The organism is Phreatobacter sp. GW821-FHT04C01, assembly GCF_059420385.1.
Genome location: NZ_JBWKTP010000002.1, coordinates 107,319 through 133,096 on the forward strand (window position 1 = coordinate 107,319; position 25,778 = coordinate 133,096).

Sequence of the window (25,778 nt, forward strand, 5' to 3'; positions counted from 1 at the left end):
ACGATGGCCAATCCCACCGCCGCCCCGACCGGACCGTCGCCGAGCCCATTCGCCCGTTTCACGGCCGCGCTCACGGGCGACAAGCTCGGCACCCTTGTCGTCCTGGCCTTGCTGGTGGCGCTGCCGCCGCTGGTGTTTCCGTCATCGTTCTACTACCGGGTCGGCGCCATCGTCTGGATCCTCGCGATCGCGTCGATCGGGCTCAACCTGCTGATGGGTTATGCCGGCCAGGTCAGCCTCGGCCATGCCGGGTTCATCGGCATCGGCGCCTATGCGGTGGCGATCCTGCCGCAGCGCTTCGGCTTGCATGGGCTTGCCGCCATGGCCGTGGGTGCCGCCGTCTCGGCGCTGCTCGCCTATGTCGCCGGCCGGCCGATCCTGCGCCTGCGCGGGCATTACCTGGCGGTCGCCACCCTCGGCTTCGGCATTCTCATCGCCATGGTGTTCACCAACGAGGCGGCCTGGACCGGCGGGCCCGACGGCATGCGCGTGCCCCGGCTGGAGCTGTTCGGCTGGGCGGTGCGCGGCTCGGACACCTGGTACTGGATCGGCGGCGGCACCATGATCATCGCCGCCTGGCTGGCGCTCAACCTGATCGACAGCCCGACCGGCCGGGCGCTCCGGGCGATCCACGATTCGGAAGTGGCGGCCAAGGTCGTCGGCGTCGACGTCAGCAGCTACAAGCTCACCGTCTTCGTCATCTCGGCGGTCTATGCCTCGCTCGCCGGCAGCTTCCTGGCGCTGTTCGACGGCCACATCACGCCGGACGCCGCGGGCTTCCTGCGTTCGGTCGAGCTGGTGACGATGGTGGTCATCGGCGGCATGGGGTCGATCGTCGGCTCGGTGATCGGCACGGCGGTCATCGTGGTGCTGCCGCAGACGCTGACCTTCCTGTCCGACTACAAGCACCTGATGATCGGCGCCTTCATCATGCTGTTCATGATCTTCCTGCGCTCGGGCATCGTGCCGACCCTGCGCGAGAAGCTGTTCCGGAGGGCGGCATGAGCGTGGTTCTCGAGGCGGACGGTCTCGGCATCGCCTTCGGCGGCGTCAAGGCGGTGGACGGCGTGTCGTTCAAGGCCAGGGCCGGCGAGATCCTGGCCATTATCGGCCCGAACGGCGCCGGCAAGACGACGCTGTTCAACATGGTCTCCGGCGTCTACCTGCCGAACAGCGGCCGGGTGCTGATCGGCGGCGACGACGTCACGGGGCTGGAGCCGCACCTGCTGGCGGCGCGCGGCCTGTCGCGCACCTTCCAGAACCTGCAGATCTTCTTCCGCATGAGCGCGGTCGAGAACGTCATGGTCGGCTGCCATCTGCGCGAGCGGCGCGGCGTGCTGGCGCACCTGTTCGCCTGGCCTTCGGTTCGCAGGCAGAACCGCGAGACGCGTGCCCGGGCGCTCGCGCTGCTCGATCTGGTCGGGCTGAAGCCGGTGGCCGACCTTCCGGCCGGCTCACTGCCTTATGGTGCGCTGAAGCGGCTGGAGATCGCACGGGCGCTCGCCGTCGAGCCGAAGCTCATCCTGCTCGACGAGCCGGCGGCCGGCTGCAATCCCGTGGAAACCGAGGAGATCGACCGGGTCATCCACGGCATCGCCGCAAGCGGTGTCGGCGTGGTGCTGGTCGAGCACGACATGAAGCTGGTGATGAAGATCTCGAACCGGATCCTGGTGCTCGATCACGGCAAGCCGCTCGCCGAGGGCAGCCCGCGGGAGGTGCGCGCCAATCCGGATGTCATCCGCGCCTATCTCGGCGGTCTCGGAGCCCGGGAGGCTGCCCATGCTCTCGGTTGAGGGGTTGCGCTCCGGCTATGGCCGGATCGAGGCGCTGCACGGTGTCTCGCTCGAGGTGAAGGCCGGCGAGATCGTCACGCTGGTCGGTGGCAATGGTGCCGGCAAGACCACCTTGCTGCGGGCGATTTCCGGCGTTCAGCCGGTGACCGCGGGCGCCATTCGTTTCAAGGGCGAGGTCATCGACCGGATCGATGCGCATAAGCGGGTCGGCCTCGGCATCGCCCAGGTGCCGGAGGGCCGCCAGGTGTTCTCGCCGCTGTCGGTCGAGGACAATCTCCGGCTCGGCGCCTGGTCGCGCCAGGATGGCGGGATCGCCGCCGATCTCGACGGCGTCTATGCGAGCTTCCCCGTGCTCGCCGAGAAACGCGCCCTCCAGGCGGGCGGGCTCTCCGGCGGCCAGCAGCAGATGCTCGCCATCGGCCGGGCCCTGATGGCCAGGCCCGAGCTCATCCTGCTGGACGAACCGTCCATGGGGCTCGCGCCGATTCTGGTCGAGCAGATCTTCGAGGCGATCCTGGCGCTGAAGGCGCGCGGCATCACGGTGCTGCTGGTCGAGCAGAACGCCTATTCGGCGCTGTCGATCGCCGATCGCGGCTATGTGCTGGAAACCGGCACGATCACGCTGACCGGCGAGGGCCGCGCCCTGCTCGCCGATCCGAAGGTGCGCGGCGCCTATCTCGGCGTGTAGGACCCGGCGTCGGCCCCGGTGACGGCGCCGCCGACCCTTCGGTCGACGACGGTCATTGACGAAACGACGATCCGGTCGGCTCTGGATCGTCTGATGGCTTCGCCGAAGCTGCGCGTTTCGGAGCGGAACCGCCGATTCCCCTGCTCATGCACTACATGAAGGGGGAATCCGACGCGGTCGATAATCTGAAAATGATGGCTGTTTCTGCGGGCGGTCTCAATATCACCGATGCGATCATGGCGGCGGCCTATGGCCAGCTCGGCCGCACGGACCAGGCCCGCGAGCGCGTCGAGAATCTGCTGTCCCCATGCCCGGAATATGAGCGCGAATTCTGCGAGGATGTTCGCGCGCGCAAATTATCCCGGCGACATCATCGAAAGCCTTGCCGATGGCCTGCGCAAGGCGGGGCTGGACGTGCGCGACGACTGACATAGGACCTTCCGGCAGGATCCCTTGGGGGAGGGGCCGAACCCTGTGGCCGGAGTTCCGGAACAGCACGCGCAAGGCAAGGCGCCGGGTGTCCCCGACCCGACCGGATCGATTTGCCTCATGCCACGGCGGCTGCCGGCTGTGACGTCACCATGACGGCTCGCTGCCGGGGCAGAGTGGTCAATGGCGGCGGAGCGACCCGGATCGGCCAGAATGGGTCGTCCGTCGTGCCGGCCGCTTCTGCACCAGCCCGTGGCTGCATCAACGTCTTAGTCGCGAGATGGTCTTTCGCGCCAACCGGCCTGCGGCGCCTGTATCGCCATCAGGACGATCGTCCATCGGGCGGATCATCGTTCTATAACCAGCGATGAAATTGCTGTGAAAACGTCCCGACGATTCGACTGCAGGTCGAATCAGCACTGCGGCTCTGCCCCGTGAAGGACGGAGCAGTCCAAGATCGGCAGGCGAACTGCGCGTCGGGGGGCGATTTCGAGATCATGCGGACTTCCCCGTTTTCGGGTTTTCGGTGTTCGATTTCATGGCCTGCGAGCGATCCTGCCGCTTACGCGCAGGAAGCCGCCGGTCCGGCTCTTCCTCCTTCCGGAAGAATGTGTCCGGCGCACTCCACCGGAATTGGCGCCGCAGCATTGCGAGCGCGCCTTCTTGCCTCGAAGGCGATCCTCGCGGACGCAATGATGGCGTGCGACCTGTCGACCGATCGCAGCGATACGTCGGCATGTGGCATCGGGGTTGATGGGCCCGGCCCGAAAGGCACGGCCATTGCCGGCCGGCCATGCGCCCTCGGTCCCTATGGTCCGGCTGCCAACGAAAGGAGAACCGGATCGGCGATCGCGGACAGTGGACAATTCGTCACCATCACCGTTCCGGGTCCGAATTTCGCATGCGGCGACCCCGGCCTCCCGGCTCCCGGACTTGGCAGTTTGAAGCGCGTTGCGAATGGCAATGACCGGCTGGATCTCGGGCCCCGGAACCAGCCGGACGCGAATCGCGAAGGTCTTGTGCCGATCGCTTCCAGCCGGTCGCTTCCTGGTGCGCATGCGGCGCTCATCCGCCGCATTCGACGTCGCGGGTGATGGAAATCGAAAGCCATGTCGTTATCCTGCCTCGTCATATCGGATGCCGGTTCGCGCGATTCCATCCTGCCCGCCACGCTCCGGGAGGTCGGATATGCCGAGATGATCGGCGTCGACGACTTGACCAGCGCGGCCATCAACCGCCGGGACATTGTCGCGGTCGATGTCGATCTCGGGAATTCGCACAATGTGACGATGTTGCGCCGGGCAGCGCCACTCGCGGTGCGGCGGCCTGATTGCAGGTTCCTGTTCGTCACCGGCACGAACAGGCTCGAGGCGGTTCAGGCACAGAGCCTGGGAGCCGACGTCATGGTTCGCCGCCCGCTGCGGCGAGAAGAGATACTGGAGGCCTTCTCATGCCTTCGGCAGGCCATCTCTCCGCCTCTTGATCGGGCCGTCCAGTCGGTGGGACTGGCCCTGAACGAGATGATGACGAAGGCTTCGCGCGACGAGCTTCCGACGCTCGGTGAGTTGAAGGACGTTGCCGGAAGCATTGACGATGCGCTCAGGCTGACGTCTCTTGCCCAATGGGTCGAGAGCGCGATGAGCTTTCATCTTCAGACCCAGCGGCACGTCCTGCTCGTCGCGGGACTGGCGAACGGTTTTGCGATCCATCTGGGCTTTCGGCGCGACGATCGCGCCAGGCTGGCCGAGGCCGCGCTCCTGCATGACGTCGGCAAGGCGCGCATCCCCCTGTCCATTCTCGACAAGTCGGGGCCTTTGACGTCCGACGAGATGGCGGTCATGCGAACCCATGCGGCGATCGGTGGCGACTTCATTGCGATGCATTATCCGCGGGAGCACGATCTCTGCGACGTCGCGCGCCATCATCACGAATTGCTGGACGGTAGCGGCTATCCGGACGGCCTGGCGGGCGCCCGGATCACCGATCCGGTCCGCCTGATCACCATCTGCGACATCTTCGCGGCGCTGATCGAGGAACGGCCGTACAAGAAGGCGTTTTCCAGCACGCAAGCCTACGAGATGCTTGGCACGATGCGCGGCAAGCTCGATCCCGATCTTCTTCGCGAGTTCAAGGGCGTGGCATTGGCCGCGAAGATCGGCGCGCAACCGGCACCGGGCGATGCCCTGGATAGGTTTGCGCGCCGGCCGGGTGCGGCAGGGCCGACGGGCCGGTTTGCGGCGCGGACGGCCAAAAAGTGATGCGAACCAACCTAAGTCACAGTTCCAGGCGACAACTCATGGGTTGTGTCTGTTCCCGGTGAAGTGTCCAGGACATGCAGGGTTTTTCTCTCGATCGGGTCAGCCCGCTGCGGACTGAGCCCGCGCCACGGATCGTCTCCAGCTCAATGGGGGCGCGGATGGTCGGCGCTCTGTGCAATGGTGCTGCAGGAGGCGCCTCATCACAATGTCTACGAGGATACGCCGCACCTTTGGCTGACCATTGCCCCGAAGCAGGTCACGACGATCCGCCGAACAATCATGGGTTCGCAAACGACAAGCCTGGTGCCTCCCGGTACGGTCAACCTGTCGTACAATCATGGCGCGCTCGGCGTCACCTTGGATAATCCTGTCGAAGCGATGCATGTCTGTTTGCGCGCCCGTATCGTCAGCGGGGTCGGCGCCGTTCTGTTCAGGGGTGATCCCGAGAAGATCGCGCTGGTTCCAGCCCTGGGCGACGATGATCCGGTGACGCTGGCAATCTTCGAGAACATCAGGCAGGCACTCAGCCTGCCGTCGTCGCGAGGCCAGCTGTTCAGCGACGACCTGGCGCGTGCGCTCGTCGCCCATCTGCTGACCCGTCATGCGACACGCCAGGACCTGGCCCTTCCCCGCACCGTCGCCGGCCAGTTCAGCAAGGCCAAGGCGGACGACGTCATCAGCCATATCAGGGAGAATGTCGCAAGCGACATCGGCATCGAGGAGCCGACGGGCGCCGTCCATTGTAGCGCCAGCCATTTCGCCAGGACGTTCAAGGCGACATTCAATTGCTCGCCGCATCAGTCCCTCATGCAGGCCAGGATCGACCGCGCCCGGGAATTGCTGTCATCGTCAATTCTGCCGGTGGGCCAGGTCGCCGCCGCCTGCGGGTTCCCCAATCATGCCCATTTCTCGGTGGTGTTTCGGCGGCTGATGGGCATGACGCCGGCGTAATATCGCTCTGCCAACGGAAACTGTCGTTGTTTCCACGGCGCCGGATACGGATTGTTGAGGAGCTGTTCCGCCGCCGCCTCGGCCGGTCGCGGCCGTACCATGGGAGGGGGTGGCATGGACGGGACAACAATAGGATGGGCGGTCCGGCGAGCGCGGCGAGATGAGCAGGCGGATGCCCAGGGCGCGAACGGCACTGCCCGCGCGGCGCGGTGGCCATCCCGTAAAGGGCGCCTGCCGCTGCCGCGGCCTGCAGGCCCGTGCCGCGCCGCGGGTCAGCGATCGTAGAGTTCCAGCTGCCTGTTGGCGCTGAGCGCGATCAGCGTGCAGACGGCGCCGGACAGGAGGTAGGCGCCGGCCATGATCAGTCCGAAGCGGCTCGACAGGATCAGCGCGACGAGCGGGGCGAAACCGGCGCCGAACATCCAGGCGAGATCCGAGGTCAGGGCCGATCCGGTGTAACGATGGGCCAGCGAGAAGTTCGAGGCCATCGCCCCCGAGGACTGGCCGAAGGACAGGCCGAGCAGCACGAAGCCGAGGATCATGAAGATCGCCTCGCCGAGGTCGCCGCCGTCGAGCAATTGCGGCGCGAATCCGCTGAACACGGCGATCGCCACGGCCGAGGCGCCGAGCAAGGTGCGTCGGCCGAACCGGTCGGCGATCGGGCCCGAGGCGATGATGGCGGCGACGCCGAAGGCCGCGCCGATGGCCTCGATGACCAGGAAGCGGGCCGGGCCCTGCTGGGTGAACAGGAACACCCAGGACAGCGGGAACACCGTGACCATGTGGAACAGGGCGAAGCTCGCCAGCGGCGCGAAGGCGCCGATGACCACATTGCGGCCCTCGGCCCTGACCGTGTCCTTGATCGGCGTCGGCTGCAGCTCGCGGCTGTCGAACAGATGGGTGAATTCCGGCGTCACCACCATGCGCAAGCGGGCGAACAGGGCGACGACATTGATGGCGAAGGCGACGAAGAACGGATAGCGCCAGCCCCAGCTCAGGAAGTCGTCGGCTGAGAGATTGCCGACGAAGAAAGCGAACAGGCCGCTCGCCACCATCAGGCCGAGCGGCGCGCCGAGCTGCGGGATCATGGCGTACCAGCCGCGCCGCGCCGGCGGTGCGTTGAGCGCCAGCAGCGAGGCAAGCCCGTCCCAGGCGCCACCGAGCGCCAGGCCCTGGCCGATCCGGAACACCGCCAGGAGCACGGCCGAGGCCGAGCCGATCTGGTCGTGACCGGGCAGGAAGGCGACGGCGACCGTCGAACTGCCGAGCAGGAACAACGCGATGGTCAGCTTGACGCTGCGGCCGTGGGCGCGATCGATGGCCATGAACAGGATGGTGCCGATCGGCCGCGCGACGAAGGCGAGTGCGAAGATGGCGAAGGAATAGAGCGTGCCGGTCAGCGGATCGGCATAGGGGAAGACCAGTTTCGGAAACACCACGACGGAAGCGATGGCGTAGACGAAGAAGTCGAAGAACTCCGATGTCCGGCCGATGATGACGCCGATCGCGATCTCGCCGGGTTTGGCGCCGCCATGCGAGGCGCTGGGGGGGACGGATGCCTGCTCCAGCAAGGATGACGATGGCTCGGTGACCTGCGCATTCATGGCGGGCTGCGCTCCTTACTCCGGCGCCGGCGTCCCATTGGACGACATGGCGGACTGGTTCATCGGTCTGTCTTGTCGCGGATCGCGGCGCGAGGGGATTGGGCAAATTGTCCAATGTCGCCCATGTTGCGCCGCAGCTAACGAAAGAGCCGGATTGTCTCGCCTCCCTTGATCGAGGTCATTTTGAGCCGCTTTCGCGCCGTTGCCCTGTTGCCGCTGTTCCTGCTGCTGAGCGCCTGCAACGCCGTGGTGCTGACCCCGTCGGGCGATATCGCCGCGCAGCAGCGCGATCTCGTGATCATCTCGACGGTGTTGATGCTGATCATCATCATACCCGTGATGGTGCTGATCGTCCTGTTCGCCTGGCGCTACCGCCAGTCGAACGCGGCGCGTTACGAACCGGATTGGGACCATTCGACCCAGCTCGAACTGGTGATCTGGGCCGCGCCGCTGTTCATCATCATTTGCCTGGGCGCGCTGACCTGGATGGGCACGCATCTGCTCGATCCGTTCCGGCCCCTCGGCCGGATCACCCAGGGACAAACGGTCGCCCACGAGACCAGGCCGCTCGAGGTCAATGTCGTGGCGCTCGACTGGAAATGGCTGTTCATCTACCCGGAATATGGCATCGCCACGGTCAACGAACTGGCGGCCCCCGTCGACCGGCCGATCAGCTTCCGCATCACCTCGTCCTCGGTGATGAACTCGTTCTACATCCCCGCGCTCGCCGGCCAGATCTATGCCATGCCCGGCATGGAGACCAAGCTTCACGCCGTGATCAACGAGGCCGGCAGCTTCCGGGGCTTCTCGGCCAATTACAGCGGCGCCGGCTTCTCCGGCATGCGCTTCGCCTTTCTTGGCCTCGCCCAGGCCGATTTCGACACGTGGGTCGCCGACCAGAAGGCCGCCGGCGGTGCGCTGACCCGCAGCAGCTACCTGGTGCTCGAGCGGCCGAGCGAGAATGAGCCGGTGCGCCGCTACGCCTCCGTCGATCCCGGGCTCTACCGGGCGATCCTCAACATGTGCGTCGAAGCCAGCAAGATGTGCATGAGCGAGATGATGGCGATCGACGCCAAGGGCGGCCTCGGCCTGGCGGCGACCCGCAACGTCCTGCCGCTGCAATATGACAAATATGTCCGGCGAGGCGCGATCCTCGGACCCGAGCGCGCCTTCGTTCCGGCCATCTGCACGGCCGAGGATGTCGCGCAGCTCAACCTGGAGGCAACGCCGCGCCGCCAGGCCAATGCCTCGCCGCTGCTCGGCGCGGGCCTGCCCCGTCCATCCTTCGCGCCGATCCGCTGGCCGACGACCTCCTCGCTCGTCGAGACGCGGCGGTCCCCCAATTCCTGACCCGAGGGCGCTGACACCATGTTCCCCGATGCCGCATTTTCGAAGATGATCTTCGGGCGCCTGACGCTGGAATCGCTGCCGCTGCACGAGCCGATCCTGGTCGTCACCTTCGCCGTGGTGGCGCTCGGCGGTCTCGCCCTGGTCGGCCTGCTGACCTATTTGCGCCTGTGGGGCTATCTCTGGCGCGAGTGGTTCACCACCGTCGACCACAAGCGCATCGGCATCATGTACATGGTGCTCGGCCTGGTCATGCTGCTACGCGGCTTTGCCGACGCGATCATGATGCGGCTGCAGCAGGCCATGGCTTTCGGCGGTTCGGAAGGCTACCTGAACGCCCATCACTACGATCAGATCTTCACCGCCCACGGCGTGATCATGATCTTCTTCGTGGCGATGCCGCTGGTCACCGGCCTGATGAACTACGTGGTGCCGCTGCAGATCGGCGCCCGCGACGTGTCCTTTCCCTTCCTCAACAATTTCAGCTTCTGGATGACCACCGCAGGCGCGCTGCTGGTGATGATGTCGCTGTTCGTCGGCGAATTCGCGCGCACCGGCTGGCTGGCCTATCCGCCGCTCTCGGGCATCGGCTACAGCCCGGATGTCGGCGTCGACTACTACATCTGGTCGCTGCAGGTGGCCGGCGTCGGCACGCTCTTATCCGGCATCAACCTGATCGCCACCATCGTCAAGATGCGCGCGCCGGGCATGACCATGATGCGGCTGCCGGTTTTCACCTGGACCTCGCTCTGCACCAACGTGCTGATCGTCGCGGCCTTCCCGGTGCTCACCGCAGTGCTGGCGCTCCTGTCGCTCGACCGTTATCTCGGCACCAATTTCTTCACCAACGACTTCGGTGGAGATCCCATGATGTATGTGAACCTCATCTGGATCTGGGGCCATCCGGAGGTCTATATCCTGATCCTGCCGGCCTTCGGCATCTTCTCCGAGGTGACCTCGACCTTCGCCGGCAAGCGCCTGTTCGGCTATACCTCGATGGTCTACGCCACCGTCGTCATCACCATCCTCGCCTATCTGGTCTGGCTCCACCACTTCTTCACCATGGGCTCGGGCGCCAGCGTGAACTCGTTCTTCGGGATCACGACGATGATCATTTCGATCCCGACGGGGGCCAAGATCTTCAACTGGCTGTTCACCATGTATCGGGGCCGCATCCGCTTCGAGCTGCCGATGATGTGGACGGTGGCGTTCATGCTGACCTTCGTGATCGGCGGCATGACCGGGGTGCTGCTGGCGGTGCCGCCGGCCGATTTCGTGCTGCATAATAGCCTGTTCCTGGTCGCCCATTTCCACAACGTGATCATTGGCGGCGTGCTGTTCGGCCTGTTCGCCGGCATCAGCTACTGGTTCCCGAAGGCCTTCGGGTTCAAGCTCGATCCGTTCTGGGGCAAGCTGTCGTTCTGGTTCTGGGTGGTGGGTTTCTGGTTCGCCTTCATGCCGCTCTATGTGCTCGGCCTGATGGGCGTGACGCGGCGGCTGCGCCATTTCGACGATCCGTCGCTGCAGATCTGGTTCATCATCGCCGCCTTCGGCGCCTTCCTGATCGCGCTGGGCATTCTCTGCTTCCTGGTGCAGATCTATGTCAGCATCCGCAAGCGCGCGGCGCTGACCGACGTGACCGGCGACCCCTGGGACGGCCGCACGCTCGAATGGTCGACCTCCTCGCCGCCGCCCGACTACAATTTCGCCTTCACGCCGGTCGTGCACGACAACGACGCCTGGTGGGACATGAAGCGGCGGGGCTATGTCCGGCCGGTGCAGGGCTTCCGGGCGATCCACATGCCCCGGAATACCGGCACCGGGGTCATCCTCGCGGGGATCAGCATCGTCTTCTCCTTCGCGATGATCTGGTACATCTGGTGGCTCGCAGCCTTGAGCTTCGTGGCCCTGCTGGCGGTCGCCATCGGCCATACCTTCAACTACGGGCGCGACTTCCACATTCCCGTCGAGGCGGTCGTCGAGACCGAGGACCAGCGGACGCGCCTCCTTGGCGCGCGGGTTTGAGATCATGACCACGACAGCGATCATGGACGCGGCGACCGCCCCGAAGGCGCCGGTCTTCTATCTGGCGGACGAACACGATCATCCCGAAGGCGGCAGCACCATGCTCGGCTTCTGGATGTACCTGATGAGCGATTGCCTCATCTTCGCGGTGCTGTTCGCCACCTTCGGCGTATTGGGCGGCAAATATGCCGCCGGCCCCGCACCCAAGGACCTGTTCGACCTGCAACTGGTGGCGCTCAACACCTCCATGCTGCTGATGTCGTCGATCACCTATGGTTTCGCCATGCTGGCCATGGTGAAGCGGCGGGTCGGCGAGACCCAGTTCTGGCTGGCGATCACCGGCCTGTTCGGCCTCGCCTTCCTCGGCATCGAACTCTACGAATTCGCCCACATGATCCATGAAGGGGCGACGCCGCAGCGCAGCGCCTTCCTGTCGTCGTTCTTCACGCTGGTCGGCACCCATGGCCTGCATGTCACCTTCGGCCTGATCTGGCTGGTGACGCTGATGGTGCAGGTCGGCCAGCGCGGCCTGATCGTGGCGAACCAGCGGCGGCTGATGTGCCTCAGCATGTTCTGGCACTTCCTGGACGTCATCTGGATCGGCGTCTTCACCTTCGTCTACCTGATGGGAATGCTGCGATGAGTTCGGACGCGCATCACGGCCACGACGCCGGGCATGACGCCGGCGAGAGCCACGGCTCGCTGAGGACCTACCTGATCGGCTTCGGCCTGTCGGTCGTGCTCACCGCCATACCCTTCTGGCTGGTCATGACCGGCGCACTCGGCAATGCCCAGGCGACGGCCCTGATCATCACCGCTCTGGCGGTGGCGCAGATCGTCGTCCACATGGTGTTCTTCCTGCACATGGACACCAAGTCCGAGGGCGGCTGGACCATGATGGCGCTGATCTTCACGCTGATCGTGGTCGGCATCACGCTGGTCGGATCGCTCTGGGTCATGTTCCACCTGACCACCAACATGATGCCCGGCCACGACATGGGGTCGATGCGGTGACCGCGGCGGCCGGCGCGCAGCAGGGCCGGGCCGGGCGGGGCCAGCTTGGCGCCGCGGCGGCCGGATCGCGCGTCGGCGATCGCGAGAGGCGGCCGCGCCCGGCCTTCGCCCTGGCCTTGCTCGGCCTTCTCGCGGCGCTGGCGGTGGCCGCCCTGGCGGGGCTCGGCGTCTGGCAGCTGGAACGCCGGGTCTGGAAGCTGGGGCTGATCGCGCAGGTCGAACAACGCATCCATGCCGCGCCGGTGGCCGCACCGGGGCCGCTCGCCTGGCCGTCGCTGAATGCCCGCGACGACGCCTACAGGCGGGTTCGCATCAACGGCGTGTTTCTCAACGATCTCGAGACCCAGGTGCAAGCCGTGACCGAGCATGGCGGCGGCTTCTGGGTTCTCACCCCGCTCCGCACGCCCGAAGGGTTCACCGTGCTGGTCAATCGTGGCTTCGTCGCCGCCGGCCGGCGCGATCCCGCGACGCGGCCGGCGGGGCAGATCGCGGGACCGGCGACGGTCACCGGTCTCGTCCGGATGAGCGAGCCCGGCGGCGCCTTCCTGCGCAGCAATGACGCCGCGGCCGGACGCTGGTTCTCGCGTGATGTCGGCGCCATCGCCGCGGCGCGAGGACTGGCGTCGAACGCGCCCTATTTCATCGACGCCGATGCCCTGTCGGGCGGCGGGGGCGGGCCGCTCGGCGGCCTGACCGTCATCACATTCGCGAACAATCATCTGGTCTATGCGCTGACCTGGCTCACGCTGGCGCTGATGGTGGCGGCGGCGGCCGTTTTCGTCGCGCGCGACGAATGGCGCCTGCGGGCGAGCCGGCATAGGATCGTGGCGGCGGAGACCAGACAGCCGCCCTTAAGGCGAAGCGACACGCGTGCGTGACTGGGCCGAGATCATGAGCCGGTGGACCGGCGCAAGCCTGGGGGACGGGGCCGCCCGCGGGGGGGCCGTCTCCGGCGTCGTGCATTCCGGCCTGCCGGCGACACCGGCGAACCGCGACGCGCCTGCCGGCCTGCCGGCGGCCGACGGCGCGGCCAACGCCAAGAACATGATCCTGCTGATCCAGCTCCGCTGGATCGCGGTGGTCGGCCAGATCGTCACCATCGCCGTGGTCGAACTCGTGCTCGGCATCGCCCTGCCGCTCGGGCCGATGTCGATCGTGCTCGGCGCCTTGGTTGCGCACAACCTTGCCAGCGTCGCCTGGCTCAGAAACCGGACGGATGTCGGCAACAACCAGTTGTTCATGACGCTGATCCTGGATGTGGCGGCGCTGACCGCCCAGCTCTACCTGAGCGGCGGCGCCACCAATCCGTTCACCTCGCTCTACCTGCTGCAGGTCATTCTCGGGGCGGTGCTGCTCGACAGCCGGCTGACCTGGGCGGTCGTCGCCGCGGCCTGCCTGAGCTTTGTCGGCCTGACCCAGTTCTACCGGCCGCTCGCGCCGCACCATCCGGAGTTCGGCGACACCATCACGCTGCACATCGCCGGGATGTTCGTCTGCTTCGTGCTGGACGCCATCCTGCTGGTGGTTTTCGTCACCCGCATCAGCCAGAACCTGCGCGAGCGCGACGCCCGTCTCGCCGCGCTGAAGCAGCATGCCGCGGAAGAGGATCACATCGTCCGGATGGGCCTCCTGGCTTCCGGCGCGGCGCATGAACTGGGCACGCCGCTTGCGTCGCTGGCGGTGATTCTCAGCGACTGGCGGCGCATGCCCAAGCTCTCCGACGATCCGGAACTGGCCCAGGAGATCCAGGAAATGCAGGCGGAGGTGCAGCGCTGCAAGTCGATCGTCACCGGCATCCTCCTGTCGGCCGGCGAGGCGAGGGGCGAGGCGCCGCGGGTGACCACGGTCAACGCCTTCCTCGACGAGCTCGTTTCCGAATGGCGGGCCGCGCGCTCGGCCACGACGCTCGCCTATCAGAACGCTTTCGGCGCCGATGTCGCGATCGTTTCCGATTCGGCGTTGAAACAGGTGCTGTTCAGCGTCCTCGACAATGCCCTCGAGGCATCGCCCGGCTGGATTCGGTTTGCCGCCGGACGCAATGCCGGCATGCTGGTGCTGCAGATCAGCGACAAGGGCGCCGGCTTCCCGCCGGAGATGCTGGCGCAGTTCGGCAAGCCCTATCAGTCGAGCAAGGGACGGCCGGGCGGCGGCCTCGGCCTGTTCCTGGTGGTCAATGTGGTGCGCAAGCTCGGCGGCGTCGCGTCGGCCGCCAATCGCCCGCAGGGCGGCGCGGTGGTGACGATCGAATTGCCGCTCGCCACGCTCACGATCGGAGGCCGCAGACATGCCTGATGACCGGCTGCTGGCCATCGTGGAGGACGATACCGGTTTCGCGCGGACCCTGAAGCGGTCGTTCGAGCGGCGCGGCTACGAGGTTCTGCTGGCGGCCGGGCGCGACGAATTGGTGGTGCTGCTGAAGGACCATTCGCCGGGCTATGCGGTCGTCGACCTCAAGCTCGCCGGCGCATCGGGGCTCGCCTGCGTCGAACTGCTGCATGCCCATGATCCGGCCATGCTGATCGTCGTGCTGACCGGCTATGCGAGCATCGCCACTGCGGTGGAGGCGATCAAGCTCGGGGCCTGCCACTATCTCGCCAAGCCGTCCAATACCGACGATATCGAGGAGGCGTTCAGCAAGGCCGCGGGCGACGCCGGCGTCGCCCTGTCGGAACGGCCGACCTCGATCAAGACGCTGGAATGGGAGCGCATTCACGAGATGCTGGCGGAGACCGGCTTCAACATTTCCGAGACCGCGCGCCGGCTCGGCATGCACCGGCGCACGCTCGCCCGCAAGCTGGAGAAGCGGCAGGTGAAGTAGGGGCGGGGAGAGGTGTGAAATGATCCTCTCCCAGAGGGAGAGGGTGGCAGCGGCAGCTGCCGGGTGAGGGGACGTCCCTCTCCGGATGGGGCGGCATGCGGCGTGAGCGTCGGCTGCAGGCCTGAGAGCTCACGCCCCTCACCCGGCGCCTGACGGCGCCACCCTCTCCCTTTGGGAGAGGGTTGATCCACCAGCGTTTTACGCTCACCGCGTGAACAGCACCAAGGCCAGTGCGATCGCCGCCGGCACGGCCTGGATATACAGGATCTGCAACTTGGCGGTGGCCGCGCCGAAGACGCCGGCGACGATGACGCAGAGCAGGAAGAAGATCTGCACCGGCGCGGAGGCGATCGCCAGGCCCCAGGCGAGACCGGCGGCGAGGAAGCCGTTATAGAGCCCCTGATTGGCGGCGAGCGCCTTGGTCGAGGTGGCGAATTCCTGGGTCATGCCGAAGGCGCGCAGGCCTTTCGGCTTGTCCCAGAAGAACATTTCGAGGACCAGGATGTAGAGGTGTTCGAGCGCGACCAGCGCGACCGCGATCATGGCCAAGGTCTTCATGCGTCCCACCCATTGCCCCGAAGAATCACCCGATCATCCCCGGCCGGGTGACGTTGCGCAAGGTGGGCGGGGAATTCGGCCTCAGAACCGGACCGTCGCGAACAGCCGGACGTTCCGGCCGGGCATCAGCACCTCGTCCTTGCGGAACGACACGGCGTTGCGAATGTTCTGGTCGAGCAGATTGGTGCCGACCAGGCCGAGCGTCACGTCCTTGAACGCCGAGCCGCGCAGCGCCATGCGGTAGCTGACCTCGGCGTTGAGCAGATTGTAGCCCGGGGTCGGCGTCTCGTTGGGGGCGATGTCGTTCTGGCTGAAGGCGTGCAGCAGGGTCATGCGGGCGAACCAGTTGTCGTTGCGCCAATAGACGCCGCCGCCGAGCCGGTGCGGCGGGATGCGCGGCACGTTGGTGTTGTCGGCGAAGCGGGCGCGCACGAAGTCATACTGGCCCTCGACGCCGATCGTGCCGCTCCCGAGCTCGCCGATGTCGAGCTGGCTGCGCAGTTCGACGCCGTAGAAGGTCGCGTCCTGCTGGCTGAACACGATCTGCTGGAATTCCGTGCCGCTGCCGCAGGACGCGAAGTCCTCGTCACAGCGGGCGCCGGTCAGGCGCTTGTAGATGAAGCCGGAGAAGCGGGTGAAATAGGCCGAGGCGTCGAACCGCCACGGCCCCTGGGCGCGCCGGAGCCCGAGCTCGATGGTCGTCGCGGCCTCCTTGCGCAGGTTGGGATCGCCGATCTCGAAGGTGCCCGAGGCTTCATGCGGACCTTTGGAGAACAGCTCCTGGGCGCGTGGTGCCCGCTCGGTATATTGGCCGGTCAGGCTGCCGACGAAGCCGTAGGGCAGGTCCTGCGACAGGCCGAGGCTGGCGCTCATCGGCGCGAAGTCGCGTGCGCGCGCCTGTTCGATCATCGGGCCCGAGCCGCCGAGAAAATCGGCGGGGAACAGGGCCTGGGTGCCGGCGACATGGGTGTTTTCCAGGCGGAAGGCCGCCTGCATGCGGGTCGAGGCGGAGAAGGCGAGCTCCCCGAAATAGAAGGCGGCGGCGCTGCGGGTGGTCGAAGGCGCCAGGAGCCCGCCGGCCTCGCCCGAGGTGCCGAGATTCTTGGCGCCGACCTGGATGCCGAAGACCGAATTGAGCGTGCCGATCGGGGTGCCGAGCGGCTTGAACTGCGTCTCCACGCGGCCCTCCAGCTCCTGGCTGCGGAAGGTCGCGCCGATCTCCCAGCCGGGAGGCGCGTAATTGACCTCGTTATGGCGATAGAGCGAGCCGCCGAACCAGAACCTGACGGCGTCGATCACCGGGCTGTCGAAGCGGAATTCGCCCTTGGAGGCGATCCGTGTCTGGATCAGGTCGATCCGGGTGCGATTGGCGGCAGGCTCGACGCCGGGAATGCCGTAGAGGCTGCGGAACTGCGAGATCGAGGCGCCGACATAGCCGTTGTCGAAGAAGTAGGAAGCGCCGAACGAGCCGCCGAAGGAATTGGCGAAACTGTTGGCCTGACGGCCGCCGGGAATGGCGTAGTCGCCGGCATTGCGGCCGAAGACATCGGCCGAATAGGCCCAGTTGCCCGAGCGGCCGCGCACCTGGGCGGCACCATCGATGCCGTTGTCGCCGGATGACAGCGAGCCGCGCACCATGCCGGAGACACCCTCGGGGCCGAGGCGGGTCGGGATGCGCTCATTGCTGACATTGACCACGCCGCCAATGGCCGCCGAGCCGAAGCGCAGCGCTGCCGGGCCGCGGATCACCTCGATCCGTTCGGCCGCCAGCGGGTCGATCGGCACGGCATGGTCTTCCGAGAGGTCGGAGACGTCCTGCGCGCCGATGCCGTTTTCCTGGATGCGCACGCGGGCATTGTCGAGGCCGCGAATGACCGGCCGGTTGGCGGCGCCGGGAGCGAAGCTGTTGCCGGTGATGCCGGGCAGGTTGAACAGCTGGTCGCCGAGGGTGGCGCCGCCATTGCGCTGGATGTCGCGCTCGTTGACCACGGTGACCGGGACGAAGGCGCGGTCGATGACGGTGAGCTGGCCGTCGGTCAGGCCGGTGGCATTGGCCGCGGGCGCGGCACGCGGCGCCTCGATCAGGATTTCGGGCAAGGTCGTCGTCTGGGCCCGGGCCCCCGGCGACAGGATCGACAAGGCGAGGAGGCCGAGGGAAGACGACTTCAAGGCATCAGGGAAAGGCATGCGTGGCTGCTCCGGACCGCCTGCGGCAGCGGCAAGTTATGTAATAACGTTACATACAAGGTGCGCCGTTCTGTCAAGCCTGACCGCGGCACGACGGTGGACCGCACCCGCCTGCTCACGCCTTGGCGACACGTCCGGCACCGAGATCGAAACACGGCGGTGCGGCGGAGCCGTCGAACTGAAATGTCGATGCGCGAAACCCGTCCTCACACGCCGGACGGATACCGCTCGCCGGCTCCAGCTGTTCGCCCGATTTGCCAGGAGATCCCGTTATGGCCCTCTCGACCTCGATTGCCCGTCGCAGCCTGATGGCCGGCAGCCTCGCCGTGCTGACGGCAGGGCTCGCCGGCAGCGCGGCTTCCGCCGTCGGTTCCGCCCAGGCCGCCAGCGGCATCGCCCTGTTCAAGGTGATCGGGCCACGCGACGAAATCTTCATCGGCGTGCCGGATGCGGAATTGGCGACGCTCGGCGCGGGGGCCCAGGCGGAAGTGATTTCGCGCAAGATCGCCGCTGAGGGACAGATGTCGCTCTGGCGCTATTCGGTACAGCGCGGCGCCGATGGCGCCTTGGTCATGGCACCAATGGCCAAGGTCGGTGTCTTCGCGGCGGGCGTCGTCCGCATCGAGCCGTTCACCTCGGTCTATCCGGTGGTCGCGCCGCGGCCTTGAGCCGGCCTGGCGCTATCGATCGGCGACCTGGAACCCGGCCCAATAGGGGTCGCGCTGGTCAATGGTGATCGTGCTGGTGCCGGTCACCCGCGCCCAGCCTTCGATCGAGGGGATGATCGCTTCGCGATCGCCGACGCGGGCGCGTCCCTCGATCCGGCCGGTGAATTTCGAACCGATGATCGATTCGTGGACGAAGGCGTCGCCCGCGGCGAGCCGGCCGGTGGCGGCGAGCTGGGCCATGCGGGCCGAGGTCCCGGTGCCGCAAGGCGAGCGGTCGATCGCCTTGTCGCCGTAGAACACGGCATTGCGTGCGGTTCCGCCATGAAGCGGCCGGCCGGTCCACAGCACATGGGTGAGCTGATCGAGCGCCGGATTTTCCGGGTGAGCGATCTTGTGGCGCGCGTTGAAGGCACGGCGCAGCGCCGGGCTGAAGCGCAGCACGTCCGAGGGCTGCAGGTCCTCGAGGTCGCGATATCCAGGCTGCGGCTCGACGATGGCGTAGAAATTGCCGCCATAGGCGACATCGACCTGAATGGCGCCCAGCCCCTCGACCTCCACCTCGTAGCCGCGACCGAGCAGGAATGACGGCACATTGGTCAGCCGGACGCTGTCGACAGCGGCGCCGTCCTGGACATAACGCGCCTCGACCAGGCCAGCCGGCGTATCGAGCCTGAGCAGGCCCGGCGTCTTCGGCGTGACCAGGCCATGCTCGATGATGGTGGTCACCGTGCCGATGGTGCCATGGCCGCACATGGGCAGGCAGCCGGATGTCTCGATGAACAGGATGCCGACGTCGCAATCGGCGCGCGTCGGCGGGTAGAGAATGGCGCCCGACATCATGTCGTGACCGCGGGGCTCGAACATCAGGCCGGTGCGGATCCAGTCGAATTCGCGCAGGAAATGCTGGCGCCGCTCGAACATGGTGTCGCCGGCAAGCCGCGGGATCGAGCCGCCGGTGACGACGCGCACCGGGTTGCCGCAGGTATGGCCGTCGATGCAGAAGAAGGTGGTGCGGGACATGGCTCGGCCTGCTTCAGGTGTCGTTCTCGGTATGCGGCGGCCCGCGCCGGCTTGCAACCCGTGTTCGCCGGAGCAAGCCTTCGCCGTCGGGCGTCGATATCGATGACCGACATCTGCTACTGTCGCCATCGAAGCTCCGGCCGTAGTCGCAAATGGATATCGACGCTTTCCGCCTTTTCTGTTCGGTGATCGATCGGGGCAGCATCGCCGCTGCCGCACGGGAATTCGGCCTTTCGCCGTCTCTCGCGAGCCGGCGCCTGACGGCGCTGGAAGCCGAGTTCGGCGCGAAGCTCCTGTTGCGAACGACCCGGTCGCTGGCTCCCACCGAGGCCGGCATCGCGCTGCTGACCTGGGCCCGCTCGGCGCTGTTCGACTGGAACAAGATGCGGGACGAGATCGGGGCCATGCAAGGCCAGGCCTCGGGCGTCGTGCGTCTCGCCACCAACGACTATGCAGCGGCCGCCTACCTGCCGACGATCCTGGCAAGCTTCGCCCAGCGCCAGCCGGATGTTCACGTGGCGATCTCGATCACCCAGGAACCGGCTCGCCTGCTCGACGGTGCCTGTGACCTGGCCATGCATGCCGGCCGGCGGCCCGACGCCAATCTCGTCGGCCGGCGCGTCTTCGGCTATCGGCGACGGCTCGTCGCCTCGCCGGCCTATCTCGCGTCGCACCCGGCGCCGCAGACGCCGGCCGATCTCGCACGCCACCTTTGCCTGACGCAGACGGTCAGCGAGCCATCCGAATGGGCGTTCGAGGCGGCGGATCGAAGTCTCCACTCCGAACGGATCAATTCGCACATCTCCTGCGACAGCTGGACGCTGCTCGTCGCGCTGGCGAAGCAGGGATTGGGAATTGCGCGCCTCGCCGAGGAGCTCGTCCATGAGGCCCTGGCGGCGGGCGAGCTGGTCGAGCTGCTGCCGCATCTGAAATGCGTCTATCCCGACGGCGATCCGCCGGCCATGTGGGTCCTCGTGGCCCATCGGGCAGTGCCGCTGCGCACGCGGCTGCTGGCCGATCATATCGCCCAGGAACTGCTTCTTCTGCATCGCCGCCTGTCGCCGTGAGGCTCCGGCATTCGTGCAGATTCCGCACTGTCATGTGTCCGGCATCGCGCCTATTCGCTCGCCCCGCCCGTCGGCACTCTCTGACCAGGATAATAACGGTCGGGGAGACGCCAGGTGCAATTCATCGCCGCGGACACGGGTGGAACGTTCACGGACGTCACCGTCTATGACGCCGGGGCCGGCGAAATCCGGTTCGGCAAGACGCTGACGACCTATGGCCATCTGGTCGATGGCGTCGTCGCCGGCATCACCGAGGCAAGCGGGTCGGCGCGTGAAGCGGCCTGGCTTCGCCATGGCACGACGCATGTCATCAATGCCTTCCTTCAGCGCCGTGGCGCGCGGGCCGCCCTGGTTGCGACGCGCGGCTTTCGCGACGTGCTGGAAATCGGCCGCGGCAATCGCCCGGCGCCCTTCGACACGAAGCGCCGTCGCGAACCGCCGCTCATCCCCCGTGCCCTGCGCTTCGAGGTGACCGAAAGAATCGGATCGGACGGGATGGTGATCGAGGCCCTGGCGGAGGAAGAGGTGGCGGCGCTGGTCCCCGTGCTGAGGGCGGCCGGCGTCGAGGCGGTCGCGGTCACCTTTCTCAATGCCTATGCGAACCCGGCGCACGAGCAGCGGGCCGCGGAACTCCTGAAGGCGCAACTGCCGGGTGTCTATGTCACGGCCGCGACCTCGCTGTCGCGCGAATGGTTCGAATACGAGCGTTCGTCGACCGCCGCGGCCAATGCCTATGTCGGACCGGCCATTGCCCGATATGTCGACGGGTTTTCCGAGCGGCTCTCCGCGGAAGGATTTTCCGGGACCTTCGCGATGATGGGCTCGAATGGTGGGGTCATGCCCTTCGGTGCCTCCGTCGAGCGTCCGGTCTCACTGGTCGAGTCCGGCCCGATCGGCGGCGTCATCGCGGCGGCCGAATATGCCCGCGGCCTCGGGCTCGCGCGCGTCGTCGCCTTCGACATGGGCGGTACGACCGCCAAGTGTGCGCTGGTCGAGCAGGGCGAGTTCGAGGTCCAGTCGACCTATTGGGTGGGCGGCTACGAGCAGGGTTTCCCCATCCGCAGCCCGGTTCTCGATATTGTCGAAGTCGGCGCCGGCGGCGGCTCGATCGCCTGGGTGGATGGCCAAGGCCGTCTGCGCGTCGGCCCGAAGAGCGCGGGCTCCGAGCCTGGACCTGCCTGCTTCGGGCGCGGCGGCCTCGATCCGACGGTGACGGACGCCAATCTCGCGCTCGGGCGGATCGGTCACGGCTCGTTTCTGGGCGGGCGGCTCAAGCTCGATCGCGAGGCGTCGATCCGCGCCATCCAGGACCGCGTGGGCGAACCGCTCGGCTACGGCCGCGACGCGGTCGCCACCACCCGTGTCGCCCAGGGCATTCTCGATCTCGCCACGACGCTGATGGCGGGGGCGATCAAGGAAATCACGGTGGCGCGCGGCCATGATGTCCGCGACTTTGCGCTGCTCGTCTTCGGCGGCGGCGGTCCGATCTTCGGCGCGGAGCTTGCCCGCCAGCTCGGCATCCGCCAGGTCGTCGTGCCGCCCCAGCCCGGCAATTTCTCAGCGGTCGGCATGCTGCTGGCTCACGCGCGGATCGACATCGCCCGCACGCTCGTCGCCGCTCTCTCGCCCGCCGGCATGACCGCGCTCGCAACCGTGCGCGAAGAACTCGAAGCGGAGGTGCTGGAGGCGGCGGCCCGCGAATTCGGCGATGAACGGGCGACGCTTCACTGGCAGGCCGACATGCGCTACCGCGGCCAGCGCCACAATGTGACGGTCGGCTTCGACGGCGAACTCTCGGAAGAGGCATTGCTGGCCGCCTTCGAGACGATCTATGCCAAGCGTTTCGGTCGCGTGCTGGGGCAGGGCTTCTTCCCCGAGGTGGTGGGCCTGCGCGTGATCGCACAAGGCGACGCGCCTCGCCCGAGCCTCGCAGCGCTTGCCGTCCTGCCGCCTCGGACATCGCAAGGGCCGCGCCATGAGACGCGGCAACTCTCCGTGCGATCGCGTGGCTGGGTCGATGCCCCGGTCTGGCGCCGGGCGGATCTGCCGGCGGGCTTCACGATCACGGGCCCCGCGATCGTCGAGGAATACAGCTCCACGCTGCTGATCGGCGCGGGTGACACGGCCATCGTCGGGATGCTCGGCGAGATCACCATTTCCATCGGACAAGGCTGAGGAACCGATCCATGAGCGACGCCCTCACCCAAGCAGCCGTGGCTGCCGATCCGATCGAGATCGAGATCCTCAGGCATGAGATCCTGTCGATCCCGAACCAGATCGAGCGCAATATCGAGCGCAGCGCCTTCAGCCCGCTCGTGCAGGAATACAAGGACTATTCCGTCGGCCTGGTCGACGCCGACGGCGCGCTGATCGCCCAGTCGCGCGGCAGCCTGCCGATCTTCGTCGCCAATGCCTTGGGAACGGGGGTGCGCGAGGCCCTGTCCGTCCACGGCGCCGACACGCTCTTGCATGGCGATGCCGTGCTGACCAACTCGGCGGCGACGCTTGGACAGCACCTCAACAACGTCGTCCTGCTCACGCCCGTGCGCGAGGGCGGTGAGGCGAACGGCCCGCTTCTCGGCTTCTTCTGCGTTCTCGTCCACTGGATTGATGTCGGTGGCTCGACGCCCGGCTCATGCACGGGAACCGAGACGACCGATGTGTGGCAGGAGGGCCTGCAAATCCCCTGCATGCGCCTCCTCGATCGCGGACGGCGCAGCGAGGACGTCTTCCGCCTGTGCGCCGCCAACAGCCGCTTCCCGCGCCTGCTGCTCGGCGATCTGGAAGCGCAGCTGGCCGGCTGCCTGCTCGGCCGGGACCTGATGCTGGACATCGCCGGCCGCCGGGGAGCGCCGCTCCTCCGGACGACGCTGACGACAATGCGCGCGCAGGCGCGGGCCGCGGCCGGCCAGGTGATCGCCAAGGCCAGGCCCGGAACCTTTGTCGCCGAGAGCTTCCTTGACGGCGAGAAGGGCGTGCGCGTGCCGATCCGCGTCGCCGTGCGGGCCGAAGACGGGCGTATCGGCGTCGACCTGTCGGGCCTCGGTCCGCAAATGGGCGGCCCGTCGAATGCCGGACGCAATGGCGGCGCGATCGCCTCGGCCCGTATCGCCGCGAAATATGTCCTGACGCCCCAGGAACCGGTGAACCAGGGCGACTTCGACCTCCTGGATGTCGAGGCGCCCGATGGCACCTTCCTCACCGCCAGCCCGGATGCGCCGATCGGCGGCTCGGGCAACACCATCCCGACCGTTGTCGATACCATCCTGAAGGCGCTGGGACAGGCATTGCCGGACCATGTCGCCGCGGCTCATCACGGCACCTATGGCGTCCATTCCTTCTTCGGCCGGCTGCCGCGCACGGGAGAACTGTTCGCCAATCTCGACACGGCGACCGGCGGCTGGGGCGCGACGGCCGACGAGGATGGCGCCTTCCCGCTGCGCTCGAATGCCCATGGCGACGTGCCCGACATTCCCGCCGAGATGCAGGAGGCGCTCTACCCGTTCCTGCTGGTCTCGAAGGAGCTGCGGGCGGACAGCGGCGGCGCCGGCCGCCGGCGCGGTGGCCTGGGCGTCGAGAAGACCTATCGGATCGTCGCGCCCTGCCAAGTGAACCTGCAGTTCGAACGCGGCCAATGTCCACCCTGGGGGCTCGCCGGCGGACAGCCCGGCCTCGCCTGTTTCGTGGATATCATCGGCAAGGACGGCAAGACGACGCGGGCCTGGAAGGGCCGTTTCAGTCTCGAGGCCGGTGACCGGTTGCGTGTCGCCTCCGGCGGCGGCGGCGGCTACGGACCACCCCACCAACGCGACGTCGCACATGTGCTGGCGGATATCGAAGCCGGCTACGTAACGGCCGCCCACGCCGTCGATGCCTATGGCGTCGTCCTCGACCCGGCCGGCGCGCTCGACGCCGAAGCGACGCGGATCCGGCGGAGAGCCATGGAGGACGAGCAGTAAGACGGCCGACATCAATCAACAGAAACGGGGTGATCCAAGCAATCATCCCAACGATGGGAGGAAACAGTGACGATCACGTCATCGATACAGAACGCATCCGCGGGCGTTGACGCCAATCGCCTTCGCTCGCTGCGCGCGACGATCACGGGCAATGTCCTCGAATGGTTCGATTGGACTGTCTACGCGACCTTCGCCCCCTATATCGCGCGCGCGCTCTTCGCGCCGACCGACCCGCTTTCGGCGCTCCTGCAAACGCTCGCGATCTTCGCCGTCGGCTTTGTCGCCCGCCCGATCGGAGGGCTGCTGTTCGGCCGCTTCGCCGACAGGCGAGGCCGCCGCATCGCGCTGGTGGTGTCGATGATGGCAATGGCGTTCGGCAGCTTGATGATCGCGGTCATACCGAGCTATGCGAGCATCGGCGCCGCCGCCTCGGTCCTCCTCGTGGTGGCGCGGATCATCCAGGGGCTCGCCCATGGCGGGGAGAGCGCGGCAGCCTATGTCTATGTGAGCGAGATCGCGCCGCCCAGGTCCCGCGGGCTCTGGTCGAGCACCGTTTTCACCAGCATCGCCTTCGGCGTCATCCTCGCCACCCTGTTCGGCGTCACCCTGACCCAGAGCCTGACGGTGGAACAGCTCGCGTCCTGGGGCTGGCGCATACCCTTCCTCGTCGGGGCGGCGGTGGGCGTCTATGCCTATTATCTGCGCCGCTCCGCCATCGAGACCGAGGTGTTCGAGGCCGAGCAGAAGCCGACGGAGCGGACCGCCGCACCGGAAAGCACGGCCTCGCTGCTGTGGAGCTGCACGAGGCTGGTCCTGATCCTGGGCGCGTCCAACGTCGTCTATGCGACCTGGCTGACCTTCGCCTCGACCTACGCGATCACCATCCAGAAGGTGCCGGCCGCGGAAGCGTTCCGGGCGACGCTGGCGGCGCAGGTGATCGGCATGCTGGCCTTCCCGATCTTCGGCGCGCTGTCGGACCGCTTCGGCCGCAAACCGATGGCGCTGCTCACCTGCGGCGGCTTCGCCCTGATCTCCTTCTGGTTGCTCAGCCTGCTCAATTCGTCGGCCTGGTCGCTCTTCGTCGCTCAGTCGATCGCGCTGGTCCTGTGGGCCTCCCTCGGTGCCATCTGGCCGGCGTGGATGGCGGAGCAGGTTTCGACGGGCTCCCGCTCCGTTTCGATCGGCATCGCCAGTTCGCTCGGCGGGGCCATTTTTGGCGGCACGGCGCCCTACCTGAATACGTGGCTGAGCGCGCAGGGCATGCCCTGGGCCTTCACCGCCTATACCGTCGTCCTCAACGTCATCGCGGTCGGGCTGATCCTGACCATGCGCGAGACGCGCGGGATCGATCTCAAGACGATGCGCAGCGCGTGAATTGCGGGAAGGAGGATA

At 67.0% G+C, this 25,778-nt stretch carries 22 protein-coding genes; 18 read left to right on the plus strand and 4 right to left on the minus strand.

Translation table 11 applies throughout. The annotated features are described in order from the left end of the window. Positions 1-3 precede the first annotated feature (3 nt). The 6 genes from AC07WJ_RS07535 to AC07WJ_RS07560 all read left to right on the plus strand — a co-directional run bounded on the left by AC07WJ_RS07535 (position 4) and on the right by AC07WJ_RS07560 (position 6,119). The gene (locus tag AC07WJ_RS07535; protein ID WP_494933943.1) at positions 4-1,005 is read left to right on the plus strand and encodes a branched-chain amino acid ABC transporter permease; all 1,002 of its coding nucleotides are present in this window, start codon (positions 4-6) and stop codon (positions 1,003-1,005) included. After that, positions 1,002-1,793, plus strand: a complete 792-nt coding sequence (locus tag AC07WJ_RS07540; protein ID WP_494933944.1) for an ABC transporter ATP-binding protein — start codon at positions 1,002-1,004, stop codon at positions 1,791-1,793. The genes AC07WJ_RS07535 and AC07WJ_RS07540 overlap by 4 nt, the downstream gene beginning before the upstream one ends. Continuing rightward, positions 1,780-2,481 (plus strand): ABC transporter ATP-binding protein, encoded by a 702-nt coding sequence (locus AC07WJ_RS07545; RefSeq protein WP_494933945.1) that lies wholly within the window; start codon positions 1,780-1,782, stop codon positions 2,479-2,481. The genes AC07WJ_RS07540 and AC07WJ_RS07545 overlap by 14 nt, the downstream gene beginning before the upstream one ends. A 146-nt stretch (positions 2,482-2,627) precedes the next feature. After that, the gene (locus tag AC07WJ_RS07550; protein WP_494933946.1) at positions 2,628-2,915 is read left to right on the plus strand and encodes a hypothetical protein; all 288 of its coding nucleotides are present in this window, start codon (positions 2,628-2,630) and stop codon (positions 2,913-2,915) included. A 1,104-nt stretch (positions 2,916-4,019) separates the two neighbouring features. After that, positions 4,020-5,168, plus strand: coding sequence for an HD-GYP domain-containing protein (locus AC07WJ_RS07555; protein ID WP_494933947.1), 1,149 nt, complete (start codon positions 4,020-4,022; stop codon positions 5,166-5,168). Between the two features lie 177 nt (positions 5,169-5,345). Further along, on the plus strand, positions 5,346-6,119 hold the full coding sequence (locus AC07WJ_RS07560; protein ID WP_494933948.1) for a helix-turn-helix transcriptional regulator: 774 nt from the start codon (positions 5,346-5,348) through the stop codon (positions 6,117-6,119). Between the two features lie 272 nt (positions 6,120-6,391). Here the strand turns inward: AC07WJ_RS07560 and AC07WJ_RS07565 are convergent, their stop codons facing one another. Beyond that, the gene (locus tag AC07WJ_RS07565) at positions 6,392-7,723 is read right to left on the minus strand and encodes an MFS transporter (protein WP_494933949.1); all 1,332 of its coding nucleotides are present in this window, start codon (positions 7,721-7,723) and stop codon (positions 6,392-6,394) included. Positions 7,724-7,906: 183 nt separating this feature from the next. Here AC07WJ_RS07565 and cyoA point away from each other — a divergent pair, with 183 nt between their 5' ends. The 7 genes from cyoA to AC07WJ_RS07600 are packed head-to-tail and all read left to right on the plus strand — an operon-like array spanning position 7,907 to position 14,927. Next, positions 7,907-9,073 carry a ubiquinol oxidase subunit II gene (gene cyoA, locus AC07WJ_RS07570; RefSeq protein WP_494933950.1) on the plus strand — a complete coding sequence of 389 codons (1,167 nt, stop codon included), beginning with the start codon at positions 7,907-7,909 and terminating at the stop codon, positions 9,071-9,073. 18 nt (positions 9,074-9,091) lie between these two features. Beyond that, positions 9,092-11,095 (plus strand): cytochrome o ubiquinol oxidase subunit I, encoded by a 2,004-nt coding sequence (gene cyoB, locus AC07WJ_RS07575; RefSeq protein WP_494933951.1) that lies wholly within the window; start codon positions 9,092-9,094, stop codon positions 11,093-11,095. A 22-nt stretch (positions 11,096-11,117) separates the two neighbouring features. Continuing rightward, positions 11,118-11,738, plus strand: a complete 621-nt coding sequence (cyoC, locus tag AC07WJ_RS07580) for a cytochrome o ubiquinol oxidase subunit III (protein ID WP_494934748.1) — start codon at positions 11,118-11,120, stop codon at positions 11,736-11,738. Further along, positions 11,735-12,109 carry a cytochrome o ubiquinol oxidase subunit IV gene (gene cyoD / locus AC07WJ_RS07585; RefSeq protein WP_494933952.1) on the plus strand — a complete coding sequence of 125 codons (375 nt, stop codon included), beginning with the start codon at positions 11,735-11,737 and terminating at the stop codon, positions 12,107-12,109. Before cyoC ends, cyoD begins: the two co-directional genes overlap by 4 nt. Next, positions 12,106-12,987 carry an SURF1 family protein gene (locus tag AC07WJ_RS07590; protein ID WP_494933953.1) on the plus strand — a complete coding sequence of 294 codons (882 nt, stop codon included), beginning with the start codon at positions 12,106-12,108 and terminating at the stop codon, positions 12,985-12,987. Before cyoD ends, AC07WJ_RS07590 begins: the two co-directional genes overlap by 4 nt. 13 nt (positions 12,988-13,000) lie before the next feature. After that, positions 13,001-14,401, plus strand: a complete 1,401-nt coding sequence (locus tag AC07WJ_RS07595) for an ATP-binding protein (RefSeq protein ID WP_494934749.1) — start codon at positions 13,001-13,003, stop codon at positions 14,399-14,401. Then, positions 14,394-14,927 carry a response regulator transcription factor gene (locus tag AC07WJ_RS07600; RefSeq protein WP_494933954.1) on the plus strand — a complete coding sequence of 178 codons (534 nt, stop codon included), beginning with the start codon at positions 14,394-14,396 and terminating at the stop codon, positions 14,925-14,927. The genes AC07WJ_RS07595 and AC07WJ_RS07600 overlap by 8 nt, the downstream gene beginning before the upstream one ends. 204 nt (positions 14,928-15,131) lie before the next feature. On the opposite strand, the gene AC07WJ_RS07605 is transcribed toward AC07WJ_RS07600, so the two are convergent. Both AC07WJ_RS07605 and AC07WJ_RS07610 read right to left on the minus strand, forming a co-directional pair. Next, complete coding sequence (locus AC07WJ_RS07605) at positions 15,132-15,485, minus strand: DUF1304 domain-containing protein (RefSeq protein WP_494933955.1); 354 nt, start codon at positions 15,483-15,485, stop codon at positions 15,132-15,134. 81 nt (positions 15,486-15,566) lie between these two features. After that, positions 15,567-17,672, minus strand: a complete 2,106-nt coding sequence (locus AC07WJ_RS07610) for a TonB-dependent receptor (RefSeq protein WP_494933956.1) — start codon at positions 17,670-17,672, stop codon at positions 15,567-15,569. Positions 17,673-17,944: 272 nt separating this feature from the next. Here AC07WJ_RS07610 and AC07WJ_RS07615 point away from each other — a divergent pair, with 272 nt between their 5' ends. After that, the gene (locus tag AC07WJ_RS07615) at positions 17,945-18,340 is read left to right on the plus strand and encodes a hypothetical protein (RefSeq protein ID WP_494933957.1); all 396 of its coding nucleotides are present in this window, start codon (positions 17,945-17,947) and stop codon (positions 18,338-18,340) included. A 12-nt stretch (positions 18,341-18,352) separates the two neighbouring features. On the opposite strand, the gene AC07WJ_RS07620 is transcribed toward AC07WJ_RS07615, so the two are convergent. Next, positions 18,353-19,360 carry a 4-hydroxyproline epimerase gene (locus AC07WJ_RS07620; protein WP_494933958.1) on the minus strand — a complete coding sequence of 336 codons (1,008 nt, stop codon included), beginning with the start codon at positions 19,358-19,360 and terminating at the stop codon, positions 18,353-18,355. A gap of 152 nt (positions 19,361-19,512) precedes the next feature. Between AC07WJ_RS07620 and AC07WJ_RS07625 the strand changes: the two genes are divergently transcribed. The 4 genes from AC07WJ_RS07625 to AC07WJ_RS07640 all read left to right on the plus strand — a co-directional run bounded on the left by AC07WJ_RS07625 (position 19,513) and on the right by AC07WJ_RS07640 (position 25,760). Next, the gene (locus AC07WJ_RS07625) at positions 19,513-20,427 is read left to right on the plus strand and encodes a LysR family transcriptional regulator (protein WP_494933959.1); all 915 of its coding nucleotides are present in this window, start codon (positions 19,513-19,515) and stop codon (positions 20,425-20,427) included. Positions 20,428-20,541: 114 nt separating this feature from the next. Beyond that, on the plus strand, positions 20,542-22,602 hold the full coding sequence (locus tag AC07WJ_RS07630; protein WP_494933960.1) for a hydantoinase/oxoprolinase family protein: 2,061 nt from the start codon (positions 20,542-20,544) through the stop codon (positions 22,600-22,602). Between the two features lie 11 nt (positions 22,603-22,613). After that, the gene (locus tag AC07WJ_RS07635) at positions 22,614-24,386 is read left to right on the plus strand and encodes a hydantoinase B/oxoprolinase family protein (protein ID WP_494933961.1); all 1,773 of its coding nucleotides are present in this window, start codon (positions 22,614-22,616) and stop codon (positions 24,384-24,386) included. Between the two features lie 66 nt (positions 24,387-24,452). Beyond that, complete coding sequence (locus AC07WJ_RS07640) at positions 24,453-25,760, plus strand: MFS transporter (RefSeq protein ID WP_494933962.1); 1,308 nt, start codon at positions 24,453-24,455, stop codon at positions 25,758-25,760. Positions 25,761-25,778 lie beyond the last annotated feature (18 nt).